The 14,762-nt window shown below is 40.3% G+C and carries 14 protein-coding genes; 6 read left to right on the top strand and 8 right to left on the bottom strand.

Annotated features, from left to right (window positions below; genetic code table 11):
* Positions 1-211: 211 nt before the first annotated feature.
* Together typA and glgP are read left to right on the top strand one after the other, a co-directional pair.
* On the top strand, positions 212-2,032 hold the full coding sequence (gene typA / locus DES38_RS08825; RefSeq protein ID WP_110251741.1) for a translational GTPase TypA: 1,821 nt from the start codon (positions 212-214) through the stop codon (positions 2,030-2,032).
* A gap of 489 nt (positions 2,033-2,521) precedes the next feature.
* Positions 2,522-4,135: an alpha-glucan family phosphorylase gene (gene glgP / locus DES38_RS08820; protein ID WP_110251740.1), complete on the top strand. Its 1,614-nt coding sequence runs from the start codon at positions 2,522-2,524 to the stop codon at positions 4,133-4,135.
* 214 nt (positions 4,136-4,349) lie between these two features.
* Here the strand turns inward: glgP and DES38_RS08815 are convergent, their stop codons facing one another.
* The 8 genes from DES38_RS08815 to DES38_RS08780 form a co-directional block, all read right to left on the bottom strand.
* Positions 4,350-4,844 (bottom strand): DUF4825 domain-containing protein, encoded by a 495-nt coding sequence (locus DES38_RS08815; RefSeq protein WP_110251739.1) that lies wholly within the window; start codon positions 4,842-4,844, stop codon positions 4,350-4,352.
* A 16-nt stretch (positions 4,845-4,860) separates the two neighbouring features.
* Entirely contained in the window at positions 4,861-6,186 is a 1,326-nt protein-coding gene (locus DES38_RS08810) for an ABC transporter permease (RefSeq protein WP_110251738.1), read from the bottom strand.
* Positions 6,186-6,875: an ABC transporter ATP-binding protein gene (locus DES38_RS08805; RefSeq protein ID WP_110251737.1), complete on the bottom strand. Its 690-nt coding sequence runs from the start codon at positions 6,873-6,875 to the stop codon at positions 6,186-6,188. The genes DES38_RS08810 and DES38_RS08805 overlap by 1 nt, the downstream gene beginning before the upstream one ends.
* Positions 6,876-7,049: 174 nt before the next feature.
* Positions 7,050-7,820: an ectoine/hydroxyectoine ABC transporter ATP-binding protein EhuA gene (gene ehuA, locus DES38_RS08800; protein ID WP_110251736.1), complete on the bottom strand. Its 771-nt coding sequence runs from the start codon at positions 7,818-7,820 to the stop codon at positions 7,050-7,052.
* A 14-nt stretch (positions 7,821-7,834) separates the two neighbouring features.
* Complete coding sequence (gene ehuD / locus DES38_RS08795; RefSeq protein ID WP_110251735.1) at positions 7,835-8,533, bottom strand: ectoine/hydroxyectoine ABC transporter permease subunit EhuD; 699 nt, start codon at positions 8,531-8,533, stop codon at positions 7,835-7,837.
* The gene (locus DES38_RS08790; RefSeq protein WP_110251734.1) at positions 8,533-9,192 is read right to left on the bottom strand and encodes an amino acid ABC transporter permease; all 660 of its coding nucleotides are present in this window, start codon (positions 9,190-9,192) and stop codon (positions 8,533-8,535) included. Before DES38_RS08790 ends, ehuD begins: the two co-directional genes overlap by 1 nt.
* Before the next feature lie 93 nt (positions 9,193-9,285).
* On the bottom strand, positions 9,286-10,164 hold the full coding sequence (ehuB, locus tag DES38_RS08785) for an ectoine/hydroxyectoine ABC transporter substrate-binding protein EhuB (RefSeq protein ID WP_245881993.1): 879 nt from the start codon (positions 10,162-10,164) through the stop codon (positions 9,286-9,288).
* A 415-nt stretch (positions 10,165-10,579) separates the two neighbouring features.
* On the bottom strand, positions 10,580-11,152 hold the full coding sequence (locus tag DES38_RS08780) for an HD domain-containing protein (protein WP_110251732.1): 573 nt from the start codon (positions 11,150-11,152) through the stop codon (positions 10,580-10,582).
* Positions 11,153-11,382: 230 nt separating this feature from the next.
* Here DES38_RS08780 and DES38_RS08775 point away from each other — a divergent pair, with 230 nt between their 5' ends.
* From DES38_RS08775 to DES38_RS08760, 4 genes are all read left to right on the top strand, one after another.
* A complete protein-coding gene (locus tag DES38_RS08775) occupies positions 11,383-12,540 on the top strand; it encodes a CapA family protein (protein WP_110251731.1) in 1,158 nt (385 codons plus the stop codon).
* A gap of 96 nt (positions 12,541-12,636) precedes the next feature.
* Complete coding sequence (locus tag DES38_RS08770) at positions 12,637-13,482, top strand: DUF368 domain-containing protein (RefSeq protein WP_110251730.1); 846 nt, start codon at positions 12,637-12,639, stop codon at positions 13,480-13,482.
* A 187-nt stretch (positions 13,483-13,669) separates the two neighbouring features.
* Entirely contained in the window at positions 13,670-14,206 is a 537-nt protein-coding gene (locus DES38_RS08765; RefSeq protein ID WP_110251729.1) for a GNAT family N-acetyltransferase, read from the top strand.
* A 49-nt stretch (positions 14,207-14,255) separates the two neighbouring features.
* Entirely contained in the window at positions 14,256-14,753 is a 498-nt protein-coding gene (locus DES38_RS08760; protein WP_110251728.1) for a GNAT family N-acetyltransferase, read from the top strand.
* Positions 14,754-14,762: the final 9 nt, after the last annotated feature.

The raw sequence follows: 14,762 nt of genomic DNA, 5'->3' as shown, positions 1-14,762 counted from the left end.
TTAAAAGAATGGACTGACGAGTAAGCAACGCCCCCTCCTTACAAAGGAAATTAAAAAGCACTTAACAAAGTAAGCGTTTTAATCAATAAAATTGCGACTTTTCTTGCTTTTTTGGTGTGAAAGTGTATACGATAGGGTAGGGAATGTGCTATACTTACTCAGTTAAAGCGTCAAATGAGCGTTTGCTATAAAAGAGGAGATGTAAAAAAGCATGCAATTAAGAGAAGATATTCGTAATATTGCTATTATTGCCCACGTAGACCATGGGAAAACGACTTTAGTCGATCAGTTACTCCGTTACTCAGGTACTTTCAGAGAGAACGAACACGTAGACGATCGTATGATGGATTCAAATGACATAGAGAAAGAGCGTGGTATTACCATCTTAGCTAAAAATACTGCGATTAATTATAAGGATACACGTATCAACATTTTAGACACACCAGGTCACGCTGACTTTGGTGGAGAAGTTGAGCGTATTTTACAGATGGTCGATGGTGTATTGTTAGTGGTTGATGCCTATGAAGGGTGTATGCCACAAACACGTTTTGTACTAAAGAAAGCTTTAGAACAAAAACTTAGACCCGTTGTTGTATTAAACAAAATTGACCGTCCAAATGCACGCCCGCAACAAGTTGTTGATGAGGTACTTGACTTGTTTATCGAATTAGGTGCTGATGATGATCAGTTAGAATTCCCCGTTGTTTTTGCTTCAGCATTAAACGGAACATCTAGTAATTCTGCTGATGAACAACTTGAAACAATGGACCCTATCTTTAATACAATCATGGAAAACATTCCAGCACCTGAGGATAACTCAAGTGATCCCCTTCAGTTCCAAGTAACGTTGCTTGATTACAATGATTACTTAGGTCGGATCGGAATTGGTCGTGTTTCACGTGGTTCAATTAAAGTTGGCCAACAAGTAACTTTAATTAAAAAAGACGGAACAACGAAAAGTTTCCGAGTATCGAAAATGTTTGGTTTCTTAGGACTCAAACGGATCGAAATTGAACAAGCAAATAGTGGGGACATTATTGCTTTATCAGGTCTTGAAGATATTAATGTTGGTGAAACCGTATGTCCAGCAGATCATCTTGATCCATTACCAATTTTACACATTGATGAACCAACATTGCAGATGACGTTTGTTGTCAACAACAGTCCATTCGCAGGTCGTGAAGGTAAATATATCACGTCACGTAAAATTGAAGAACGCTTAATGATGCAACTTGAAACGGATGTCAGTTTACGTGTTGACCCAACCGCATCACCAGACGCATGGGTTGTTTCTGGACGCGGGGAGCTTCACTTGTCAATCCTTGTTGAAAACATGCGTCGTGAAGGTTACGAATTACAACTGTCTAAGCCGCAAGTTATCATCAAAGAAATTGATGGAAAAAAATGCGAACCAATTGAGCACGTGCAAGTCGATGTTCCAGAAGAACATACAGGTGCCGTTATGGAATCACTTGGTTCACGTAAAGGTGAAATGGTAGACATGGTTAACCAAGGAAATGGTCAAGTCCGCCTTGAGTTTAAAGTGCCTTCGCGTGGTTTGATTGGTTACTCAACAGAGTTTATGACTCAAACGCGTGGTTACGGTATTATTAACCATACATTTGATAGTTATCAACCAGTTGTAGCAGGTAAAGTCGGCGGTCGTCGTCAAGGTGTTCTTGTAGCTCTTGAAAACGGTAAAGCATCGACTTACGGTATCATGAACTTAGAAGATCGCGGCATTATCTTTGTTGACCCAGGTACAGAAGTTTATGCAGGTATGATTGTTGGTCAACACAACCGTGACAATGACTTAACGGTTAATATTACCAAAGAAAAGCACTTAACTAACGTGCGTTCATCTAACAAAGATCAAACAGCAACGATTCGTAAAACACACCAAATGTCACTAGAAGAGTCAATTGAATACTTAAACGATGATGAGTACTGTGAAGTAACGCCAGAATCAATTCGTTTACGTAAAAAAATCTTAAATAAAAACGAACGTGAAAAAGCATCGAAAAAAGGCTAAACGATAATGTGTTTATGACAGGTCCAATTGGGCCTGTTTTTTTCTTTTCTTTCTCTTGTCAAAACCAATTTGTCCGGTTGGAGCTGTTTCAAGGTTAGCGCGAACGTTGTTATGACTTTAGTATAGAAAAACCGTCAGACCTTAGTCATCTGACGGTTTTTAGACGATTAAAGGTTTTTATTGGTTCAGCCTTTAGCGAGGCCTCCTTGTAACACATACGCATGCGTGTGTGATGGAGGTGTCTAGAACAAAAGACGACCTGATCATTAAACCTCTACCTGTTTCATAAGTGATAATAAAGGGAAATAAGAATAAAGTAAGCGAAAAGCGGAACATTTATAATCTTCCGAAAAAATAATGCAACCGATTTCGCTTTTTCGCTAGTCAAATGAAAAGTTTTCTTGTAAGATAGTAATTAAGGGAGTGATTACGCTTTCATCAACGAAGAATCGACAACATGGGACAAGATCATACTAAGGAGGAATTTTAATGACGAATAAAGATCCACGTGTCGCTTATTTTTGTATGGAATACGGATTAGACACAAGTATGAAAACGTATGCAGGTGGTTTAGGGATTTTAGCTGGTGATTACTTGAAGGGTGCAAAAGATCATGATTACCCTATGGTAGGTATTGGTATTAAATGGAAACAAGGGTACACGGACCAACGTATTGGAGAAGATGGTAAACCGTTTGATGCGTACCATAATTATGACTATGATTTCTTAGAAGATACGGGTGTTACCGTTTCGGTAACGATTCGTAAACAAGAGATTCAGTGTAAAGTATGGAAAGTTGAACAATTTGGTAACGTGCCGTTGTATTTACTAGATACTGATGTACCAGGCAACCCAGATAGCTGGATTACGGGTCAATTGTATGGTTGGTTTGGTGAAGAGCGGATTGCACAAGAAATGGTACTTGGTATTGGTGGTGTACGTGCTTTACGTGCGCTAGGCCACGATGTTGATGTTTATCACTTTAACGAAGGTCATGCGTTGTTTGCAGGCTTTGAATTAATGCGGGAACGTATGGATGAAGGATTAGACTTTAAGGCAGCGTGGGAAGCGACACGAGATGAAACAGTCTTTACGACGCATACCCCGATTGTTGAAGGTAATGAATCGCATCCAATTGAGCGGTTATTGTACATGGGTGCAGCAAATGGTTTGACGGTTGAACAACTTGTTGAAATAGGTGGTGCGCCATTTAATATGACAGTAGGGGCACTAAGACTGTCACGGATGTCAAATGCTGTTGCTGAACTACATGGGGAAACAGCGAATAAAATGTGGTCGCATGTTGAAAATCGTTCAGAAATTGTGCCAATCACGAACTGTATTCACCGTCCAACTTGGGTTGATGAAAAAATGCTCGATATTCAAGAAAAAGGTGGCGACTTGTGGGCTGAGCACATGAAAAACAAGCGAGCATTAATTGACTTTATTGCGGAACGCAATGGTGTTCGCTTAAGAGAAGATAAATTAATCATTGGTTTTTCTCGTCGAGCAGCACCTTACAAACGTAGTGATTTTATCTTCACAGATGAATCAATTATTGGTCCATTACTTGAGTCAGGTGATGTGCAAATTGTCTTTTCTGGTAAAGCGCACCCGCTTGATGACACAGGTAAGGGGATTGTAACCTCACTGGTGAAAATGGCCCGTAAGTATCCCGAGTCCGTTATTTTCTTAGAAAATTATGACATGACGATTGGGGCGATGTTAACACGTGGCTCGGATGTATGGCTAAATAACCCCCGCCGTCCAAAAGAAGCAAGTGGTACATCAGGGATGAAGGCTGCCATGAATGGTGTCTTAAACTTAAGTACCTTAGATGGCTGGTGGCCAGAAGCATGTGAACATGGTGAGAATGGTTGGCAATTCGGTGATGGCTTTGAATCTGAAGATATTGAAGCGTTAGATAAGCATGACTTAAACGCACTTTACAAAGTTTTAAGAGAAGAAGTCCTACCGACCTTCTATAAAAACCATGATAAATGGGTACAAATGATGGACCGTAGTATTGAATCCACACGTGATCGTTATGCAGTTAAACGGATGCTTGAAGATTACTATGAAAAGTTATACATTAAACACTAAGTTGCTTTAAATGTTAGAAGGAATATTTTTAGCGGATAGCTCACACGTTTTCGGTACATGTATGTTACCGAGGCGTGTGTGTTTTTTTTATCGATGATATTTCTGAAAAATAGATATGAAGCAAAATTTACTGTCAGTGAAGATGGACGTGAACGAGGCTATAAACACCTTATAAACTCTTCACTGACACCAAATGATATTACGTAGGATTAAATCAATCATTTAAATAGGTTGTCACAATATAATTATTGATAAACTTTTCTGAGAGATTCGCTTCTTTGGCGAAGATCTTTAAGTCATTGGCATACATTGTGCGCTCGGTCCGAATAATGTGGTCATTGAAATGAAGAACGAGATAATCGACATTATCAATTAAATAATAAAGATAAAGTGATTGGCGATGACTTTCTTGATTAATCGTCGTCATTGTATATGAACGATCTTCAGTTAGATAATAGATATGAACCCCGTAGGGTTCTTCTTTAGTTTGCAATTTAAAGTGATCGATTGTATCGGTACTTGATACGGTTCGACTGATTGCTGAAATGGCAGTATTATCTCCAACATAACTTCCTTTATAATCAAGTACAGAAGTAACACTTTCTGCTTGCGTTTGACAAGCAGAAAGAATAAGTATAATAAGTATAAGAAGTATAAGGAGGATACTGCCAAGTATTAAGAGAAATATTCGTCGTTGACTTTTTATCATAGCTCTACTCCTTTATTTATAGTTCGCGTCGCAGTGCACTAAGTACATCAATTCGCGTTGCTTTCTTTGCTGGACGCGAGCCGGATACTAAGGTGACAATTAAACAAATAAGAAAAGCAATTAATACTAATGATGGAGGGATACTTGAGAACTTAAAGCCCTCAGGCACTGTGTCTTCAAAGACTGTACCTAAAATAAGTGGTAACCCAACGTTTACTAACATGCTGATTAAATAACTAACTGCCGTACCAATGAGGGCACCGAGTATCCCAATAAAACTACTTTCAAGTAAAAAGATTTGTTTGATTGTCTTAGGACTTGCACCAATTGCTTTCATGATGCCAATATCAGGTGCGCGTTCAGTGACAGCCATTGTCATCGTATTAAAGATTCCAATCGATGCGATAATGATAGCGATGGTACCGATGAACACTAACCCAGCTTTGGCGATAGTGAATAATAAATTAATCTGTTTCAGTTCCGCGGCAACGGAATAGGCAAAGTAACCTTCATCGTTCAATGTTTCTGAAAGGGCTGTGACGTGCTCTAAATTATCGGACTGCAGTGCAATTTCCTGATATGAAAAAGTCATATTCTCATCGGGTGGATAGAGCGCAGCGTTTTGTGTTTGTGTATAATCACTAAACTGTTGCAACAAAGCATAAGAAATCGTAACACTCTGATCTCGTTGCCACTCTTCGGCTGGCTCTTCTTTTACGCCAACAATGGTAAGTGGAAATGCCTTTTCTTCAAATGTATCAGGATCAATTTGACGCTCGATGGTCATCGTGAGGGTTTGGTCGACAAGCTTCCCTTGATAGTAACTAGTTGCTCGTCGCTCATTTTCTTCATCATAAATTGCATTATCATCCGCACCAATCTCAACTAATGTTTGGTCGAAATCGACACCAACTACTACTTCATTTGCTGCACGTGGGTATCGACCAGATTGTAAGGTTGTCCCACCTTTTTCTAGTGCCTCAAAGTCTACAGCAACAACATCAGCAGTTGCAGCGTAGTCATTGATAACGACTTGTGGTGCCTGATCTAAACGATTGCTTTTTTTAACAGCGCGGACGTTATCAAGTGATTCAAAATAGGTAATATCTTGATCGGTAATGCCGGAACCTTCTGCATCCTCTTTACCATAAATGTTGACTTGATTTATCGTCTCTTGTTGGAGGATTTCTTTAATGAGTGTGCCATGCAAACCAAAAGCAACAGAAGCAAGAACAATTAAAAAAGCAGTCCCCATCGCCGTTGCAAGTACGGTCATAAAGATACGCATTTTATTTTTTTTCATATTCTCTCTGACAAAGTAGACTTGATCTTTAAAGCGCATTAGTTTACCTCCCCGTCAATCAGTTGACCGTCGTGCATTGCTAACGAACGATGGCCAATTGCTGCAACTTCTTCGTCGTGTGTAATAATTAAGAAGGTGATGTGAAGCGTCGCATTTAATTCTAAAATTAAATCAAGGAGATCACGTTCCGTTTCAGAATCTAAACTCCCAGTGGGTTCATCGGCTAAGATAATTAATGGGTTTAAGACAAGGGCACGGGCAACGCTAACGCGCTGTTGCTGACCACCACTTAACTCACTCGGGTAATGATGCTCAAAACCTTCAAGACCAACTTTAGCAAGGGTATTTAGGGTTTGCACGTGACGAGCCGTTTCACTGACACCGTTTAAAATTAAAGGTAACTCGACATTTTGATAGGCAGTCATGGACTGAATCAACTGGAAATTTTGAAAAATAAAACCGATGGTTCCCAGCCGGAATTGGCTAAATGCAGTCTCAGTTAACCCTGTTACATCTTGTCCATTTAAAATAATCGTTCCTGTTTGACGAGGAAGAAAGCCACTAATTAAATGCAATAATGTTGATTTCCCCGAACCACTGCGACCAACCAAGGTGACAATTTCCCCTTTGTTAATCATAAAGCTAACCGTTTTTAAGACCGGAATCGTCGTCTTCTTTCCCTTTTTCCCCAGTTCGAACTGATGGGATAAATCTTTAACTTCAATCATGTTTACTACCTCCATTTTTCGCTTACAGGTCTTATGACGTGAGCTTAGGCAAAAAAGATGCAAAGAAAGTAGCAAAAAGCATGAATTTAGGTAATAATGGCTATGATAAAACAAATCCCCCCGCTTGTTATCACGTGATAACGAGCGGGGGGATTATTTATAGTTACTGTGTAATTAGCTGCGGAAACGACTTAAGAATTCTTGAACCCTTGGATTTTCGGAATGTTCAATGACATCACTTGCCGTACCTTCTTCAGCAATAACGCCGTCATCGAGGAAGAGGACTTTATCTGCGATATCGAGGGCGAAATCCATTTCATGTGTCACGAGAACCATCGCCATATCATCGTTTTTGGCAATGTCACGAATGACTTCAAGAACCTCACCAACAAGTTCCGGGTCAAGGGCAGAGGTAACCTCATCAAACAACATGATTTTAGGACGCATCACAAGCGCACGAGCCATCGCAACCCGTTGCTTCTGTCCGCCGGATAATTGACTCGGGAAGTTATGGATTTTATCGCCGAGGCCGACCCGTTCCAACATTTCGATCGAACGTTGCTCAACTTCTTTTTTGTTTTCACCTTTGACATTGATCGGTGCGGTCATGCAGTTTTCTAAAATAGTCATGTGTGGGAAAAGATTGAAGTGTTGAAAAACCATTCCAATGTCACCACGAATGCTGCGTAGATGTTTCTCATCAGCTTCCACCATTTTTCCGTGTTTTTTCATTTTCCAGAGATTTCTACCGTCAACAATGATATCGCCAGCTGTTGGTTCTTCTAAGGTCATCAACATACGAATAATCGTCGTTTTACCAGAACCACTCGGTCCAATAATGGCGATTTTTTCAGCTGGGAAAATATCTAAGTCGATGCCTTTTAATACTTCAGTCTCACCAAATGATTTGTGGACATCTTTATATTCTACAATTGGTTTTGTCATAAATCGTTCACTCCTTATTCAATAGGTTTAATATCAGCGTTTTTATCAAAGCGGGTATTCAATTTAACTTCAAGTTTTTTAATTAAGACAGCAGCAGGATAGCTTAAGGCTAGGAAGATAATCCCGACAATGGTTAACGCTTCAATTAAGTTAAAGTGCGTTGAACCGAAACTGTTCGCCATGTGTAAAATACCAGTTACACCAATGGTAGAAGCGAGTGGTACTTCTTTAAACATGATAATAAAGTAATTCCCAAGCATCGGAATAGTTGGCGGGAATGCTTGTGGTAAAATAATTTTCCGCCATTTATCTAACGTAGAAAAGTTAAGAGCAGTCGCTGCTTCCCACTGTCCTTTTCCAACACTTTCGATTCCTGACCGGTAGATTTCACCAATGTAAGTACTAAAGTGTAATCCGAGGCCGACGACAGCACTGACGAAGGGACTTAACGTGACGCCTACAACAGGAATGACGGGCCAAGCATAGTAGATAAAGAAGAGTTGGACAAGTGGTGGGGTAGAGCGAATGAATTCCATCACCCAAGTAATAATAAAGTTTAGTTGCTTATTTTCAACGCGGCGCAATATGGCCCAAACTAAACCAAAAACAGCTGCGAATAAAAAGGCACTAATTGTGACACCAACAGTAATATGCAACCCTTTTAGAATATAGGGCCACGCTTCGAAGAAGCGTTCAAAACTCCAATAGTTCATTAATTAGCCACCCCTTTCTTAGACACATCTTCTGCTTTTCGCGTGAGGAAGATTAGTGGTAAAGCAAGAATAAAGTAAAAGCCAAGAACAACTAAGTAAATTAGTGGTGCTTGAGAGAGATTTGAACTACGTAAAATGTTTCCGTAATAAAGAATATCGCTTAAACTAATTAAGGAGACAAGTGCAGTCCCTTTTAACATTTGAATCGTATAGTTACCAAACTCTGGGAGCATCATGCGTACGGCTTGCGGTAAAATGATATAGCGCATTTTTTGATAACTAGACATATTTAAGGCAACAGCTGCTTCGGTTTGACCAGAATCAACGGCTTCAACTGAACCGCGGACCACCTCTGACAGATAAGCCCCGTAGTTTAAACCAATGGCTATCACACCAATCACCCAATTTGAACCGAGGTTAATTCCGAATAGCATCGGAATGGCATAATAAAGCCAAAATAATTGAACAATTAATGAGGTGCCCCGAAAGATTTCAATATAGAGACCGGTAAACTTTTGAATAAAGATGTTTTTCGATAGACGTGAAAGCCCGGCAATAAAACCTATAAGATAGGCAAGTAATGCTGAAGCGATTAAGATAGAAATGGTTACCCAAAGCCCGCGTCCGAGTTCTTGGGAAATGTTTAAGATAGCTTCCAAGTTCGTCACTCCTTTATTTTTATTAGTTTCCAAAAAGAAAGCCCAGTTCCCAACCTAAGGGAACTGGACCCAAACAAATACGTTCATCCGTCCTTAGTAGTTTTCACCACTGATAATACTTTCTGTCGTTATATCTTCAGGTGGATAGTTTGTTTCTGGGTGGAAACCGTTTTGTTCAAGTAATTCTTGTACGGTTCCGTCGTCTTTTAGTGTTTGTAAAGCTTCGTTATAAGCATCGCGAAGTGCTTCGTTTTCTAAACTAAAAGCAGCAGCACCATAACTTGGTACCCCTTCAACATCTGGTTGTTCAAACGTTTCAACAATTTCTAAATCGTCAGTATTTGCGGATTCAAAAGCCATACGCATCGTCATTTCTGTTCCTGTTGTCGCATCGGCACGTCCAGCTTGTACAGCAGCGAACGTATCAGGAATACTTGCGGCATATTGAATTTGATCATCGCTTACACCAGATTGACGTAAGAATTCAACCCCTGTTGCACCTTCCATAACAATCACAGTAATTTCTTCATTATTTGCAATATCTTCAAAGCTTTGGATGTCATACGGATTGCCCGCTTCAACAACTAAACCTTCACCATACATCATTTCTGGTTCACCGAATAGGACGTTTTCAGAACGGTCTGGCGTAATCGCCATACCCGCTGTGATGGCGTCGAACTGTCCAGCTTGTACACCAGGTACGAGTTGACCCCAGTCTTGCAGTGAGCCTTCAACTTCATCGATGCCTAGTTCACTAAATACGGCAGCAGCAATATCGTATGCAGCGCCTTTTAGTTCACCATCTTCTTCATATGCATAAGGCGCCTCGTTAGCAAAACCAACGGTAACAGACCCTTGTTCTTGTAAAGCTTCTAAACTTGTTTGATCTTCAGTTGCATCCTCATCGTTGCCACAAGCGGCAAGTATTGTAAGGATTGTAACAAGCGCTAAAATTTTAATTAAATTCTTCAAGTTAAGTATCCTCCTCATTTTTTAAAAACCCTGTTATTTTTTCGTAGCTTCTCTCTATTTGACTACGTCTTACTTTTTTGTTCCGAACAGGCACGTCAATAATGTTATCGTGAGTACGTAAAGTTATCAAATGGCGATAATCACGATAATTAGCGATATATCGCCACCAGTCAGCTTCTCGCAATAAGACGTCCGATATCGTTTTAAATCGTCAAGAATATGGCGTTTTCCTTACCAACATCCAAAAAATAGGGGGTTTCATTTACTTAAATTTGAATTTTCAGACATTCATTAGATGAAAATGATCGCTATACGATATGGGAGATATTAGAAACGGATACTTTCATAATAACGGTGGTTAAAAAAGAAAGGCAATAAAAAAGAAAACAACCGCTAGCGATTGTTTTCTGAGTCATTAATCAAAGTCATACGTGCCTTCTGTAAATTTATCGAGTAAGGCTTGGAATAAATAAAAGAGGGGATGCCATTGGTCGTCGGCTAAATCATGGGTAATGCTTTCAAACATGCTTTGATAATACCAGACCTGTTCTTCTCGGGAGCCGACAAAACTTTCCCACATGCTAGGTCCATGAACCATTTCTGCATCAATCATTGATTGTAAATTATCAATTTTATCAGCAGCGACTAACAATTTAACGGCATAATCACAATGACTGACCTTTTTTATGCTTTGCTTCTTGCGATCAACCCAGGCGATTTCTTTATCTGTTTCAGTCACTTCACTGACTAAGTAACGGACGGTGTCCCCAAATATTTGTTCAATCTCTTCCAGTGTTGCGTCGGTATCCTCGACAACATCATGGAGTAAGGCAGCGACAGCTATGTCTTCATTTACCTGATGTTCTTTCAGTAACATGCAGACGCGATAAGGATGGGCAATAAAAGGGGTATGGTCGACTTTACGTACTTGATTGCGGTGTTTTGTTGAAGCGTAAGTAATCGCGCGCATTAATCCACTTCTAATCATTAGCTCTCACTCCTTAAAAGATGCAGTTGGTTGGTGCTTGTGTCATTATTATTCACTTCATACGTTATCTATTTGCGTGTGGGTAGCACAAGATGATTTTAAATAAAAGAAAAGTAGTTTCTCTTTCTAGTATAACGGTTATAGAGAAGTTAAGGAAGAAAAAAAGATAGAAGCATAACGAGAAGCGTCACTATAACCATAATCAAGTTAAAAATTAAGGATGTGTTGACATGGTCAAAAACGTTCAAAAGTTATTAACGGGACTACTGGGATTGGTGTTATTGTTTGGGTGTCAAGAACCACCCGAAGTAAAAGAAGCAAGCGTGAGTCCAAGCGCATCGCTAGTCAACCAACAAGCAAAAACAAGGCTGGATCATTTGTGGGTACGCGAGGTGACAATTGGTGCGATTGGTGATTTGTTAATCCACTCTCGTGTCTACAATGATGCTAAAACAGCAACAGGTTATGATTTTTTACCGATGGTTGCCCCTGTTACCCCTTACTTTGAATCATTAGACTTGATGACAGCTAATCAAGAAACGATGATAGGTGGTGTTGAACACGGGTTATCAACATATCCGGCATTTAATAGCCCGCAACAGGTCGGTGACATGGTAAAAGCTCTAGGTGCTGATGTGGTCACTCTAGCGAATAACCATACGTTAGACCGGGGAGAAGCCGTTATTCAATCAGCGCTCAATTACTGGGATCAACTCGAGATTCCTTATGTTGGTAGTTATCGTAGTGAAGCCGATCAGAATGAACCACGTATTGTGGAGAAGAATGACATATCATTTGCTTTCTTAGGTTATAGTTACGGGACCAATGGTATCCCGGTGCCGAGTGGGAAAGATTATTTGATTAATTTACTGGACCGGGAACAAATGAGAGAAGATGTTACTAGAGCAAAAGCTGAAGCCGATGTGGTTGTTATGCATCTTCACTTTGGTTTAGAGTATCAAACAGATCCAAATCAAGTCCAGCGTGACTGGGCCACGTATGCTGCTGACTTAGGGGTGGATATTATATTCGGTCACCACCCGCACGTCTTACAGCCCCCGGAATGGATTGAGCGTGACGACGGCTCACGCACGTTTGTCATTTATTCATTGGGGAACTTTTTAAGTGGTCAAGATCGATACCGCCGTCAAGTAGGGGCGATGCAGGAAATTACTATTGAAAAACAAGGGGAGTCCATTCATTTAAAAGATCCCCGGCTATTGCTAACCTATGTATCAATGAACCCATCTCCACCCCGGAATTACCGAGTTCATCCGTTTTATGCCCTTGATGAAGCGACGTTACCAAATCATCAAGCCTTATATGAAGAGATGAAGGCGCACATGTCAAAACGGATGGATGAGCTAAGTTTTATTGAAGAAGAATAGCGATTAGGAAAAAGATAGGCAATCTGCCTATCTTTTGCTATAATCAATGACAAGTTATTTAAAAGTAAAAGAGTATAAGATTGAGGAGACGTTAAAATGGAATGGAAAAATATTTATCGTGGCATGTTGATGGGCGCAAGTGATGTGATCCCTGGCGTGAGTGGGGGAACGATTGCACTTGTTCTCGGCATCTATGACCAACTGATTTTATCAGTCAATGGACTATTCACAAAAGAATGGAGAAGGCATTTAGGGTTTTTAGTTCCTTTGGGTATTGGTGTCGTGGCAGCAATTTTATTGTTGGCACAAGCCATTGAGTGGCTTTTTGAACATCAACCAGGGCCGACGCAATTTGCTTTTTTAGGTTTAATTATCGGGGTGCTTCCATACTTGTTTAACAAGGCAGAAGCGAAAGTCACTTTTAAAACCTATCATTATATTTTGTTAGTGATCGGTGTTCTTCTTGCAGCATCGTTAGGCTTCTTAAATGGAGACGAACGTTTTATTATTGCTGAGATTACCCCAGCCATTTATGGGTATTTAATGTTGTCTGGCTTTATTGCTAGTACTGCAATGATTTTACCGGGGATTAGTGGTTCATTGGTCCTTATTATTATAGGCGCTTATGGAACCATCATTAATGCGGTTAATGAAATGAAATTGGATATATTAATTGTTGTAGCAATCGGGATAGCATTTGGAATTATTACAATGAGTAAAGTGATTAAATTCTTTCTTACCCATTACACGTATGCAACGTATGCGGTAGTGATTGGGCTAGTGATTGGTTCAATTTACGTGATTTATCCTGGCCTTCCTATTGATTTGACGGGCTGGTTGTTGAGTGGGTTAACCTTCTTACTGGGTCTGGCAGTTGCCTACATGCTTGGTCAAATGGAATTCAAAGAAACCATTACGACCGATACGTCGTCAATAAAGTAAACGTACCTCGTAAAAACTAAATTTTATGAAGACATAATCACACGGTTGATTATGTCTTTTCCTGTATCAGGTAGGGCATTTGGATTTTTGCAGAAGGTAAGGCACACTTCTAAAAAGATTATCGGGTAGCGTGCGGATTGATCCATATGTTTCGCAGTAAAAAAATCTATGCATAGGAGTGATTAAGATGACCGTACATCATGAGAAGCTAATCCTTAGGGAGCCGGAACAGCAGGATAAACAGAAGGTGTTAGCCTATCGCGACAGTTTCAAGGCTAATCTCAGCACACTCCATGGTTCTGCTGGTCTTCGTGATGAGGCTGATTATGAACGTTGGTTACGTGCTGTAAAAGCGAGTAAACTAACGGAAAATAAAACACCTGGTTTTGTGCCTGCGACTACGTACTTGGTATTTGAACCAAGCACGGAAGCACTCATAGGCATGGTGAACCTGCGCCACGAATTAAATGACGATCTCCGCAATTATGGTGGACATATCGGTTACAGTGTAGCTAAAGACAAACGGCGTCAAGGTTACGGCGCACAAATGCTTGCCTTGACACTGGACGCGTGTCGTCGTCTCGGTCTTCAACGTGTACTTGTTACGTGTGATGTAAATAATGAGGCGTCAAGACGGACCATTCTTAAAAATGGCGGTGTATTAGAAGATCGACGATGGATTGATGATCAACAGATGGAACGCTATTGGATTGAAATTAAATAAAAAGCGCAAATCAGTGAAAAGAAATGCTAAAGTGAAGGGAGTGACATAAGTGATTCGGTTAGCCACTAAAGAAGATTTACCAGCTGTGATGGAGATTGTTAGCCGTGTTAAGTCAGAAATGAAGGCACGTGGGAGTAGTCAGTGGGATGAGCGTTATCCGACAATTGCTACATTCGAAACGGATCTAAACCATGGTGAACTGTATGTGGAAGAAGAGGATGATCAGATTAGAGGCATCTGTACAATCAGTGTGACAGGACATGAAGAGTATGATGACATTGCCTTTCATTCGCTTCATTACCTCACATTGAAACGTCTAGCTGTTGACCCAAAAGCACGTAAACAAGGTGTTGCGTTACGGTTGATACAATTTGCGGAAGCGGAAGCAAATGAAAAGAAGTGTGATGCTTTGACAACGGATACCTTTTCAAATAACCTGGCCGCGCAAGTGTTCTTTCAATCGTTGAATTTTAGTTTTGTCGAAAAGCGCCAAAACCCGAGCGAATCAACGGCACTGATTTACTATGAGAAACCACTCTTTAATTAGGAGGGAATG

Source organism: Streptohalobacillus salinus (assembly GCF_003201605.1).
Lineage (GTDB): Bacteria > Bacillota > Bacilli > Bacillales > Amphibacillaceae > Streptohalobacillus > Streptohalobacillus salinus.
The sequence above is the reverse complement of the archived record's forward strand: the minus strand, read 5'-3'. Positions and strand labels throughout refer to the sequence as shown.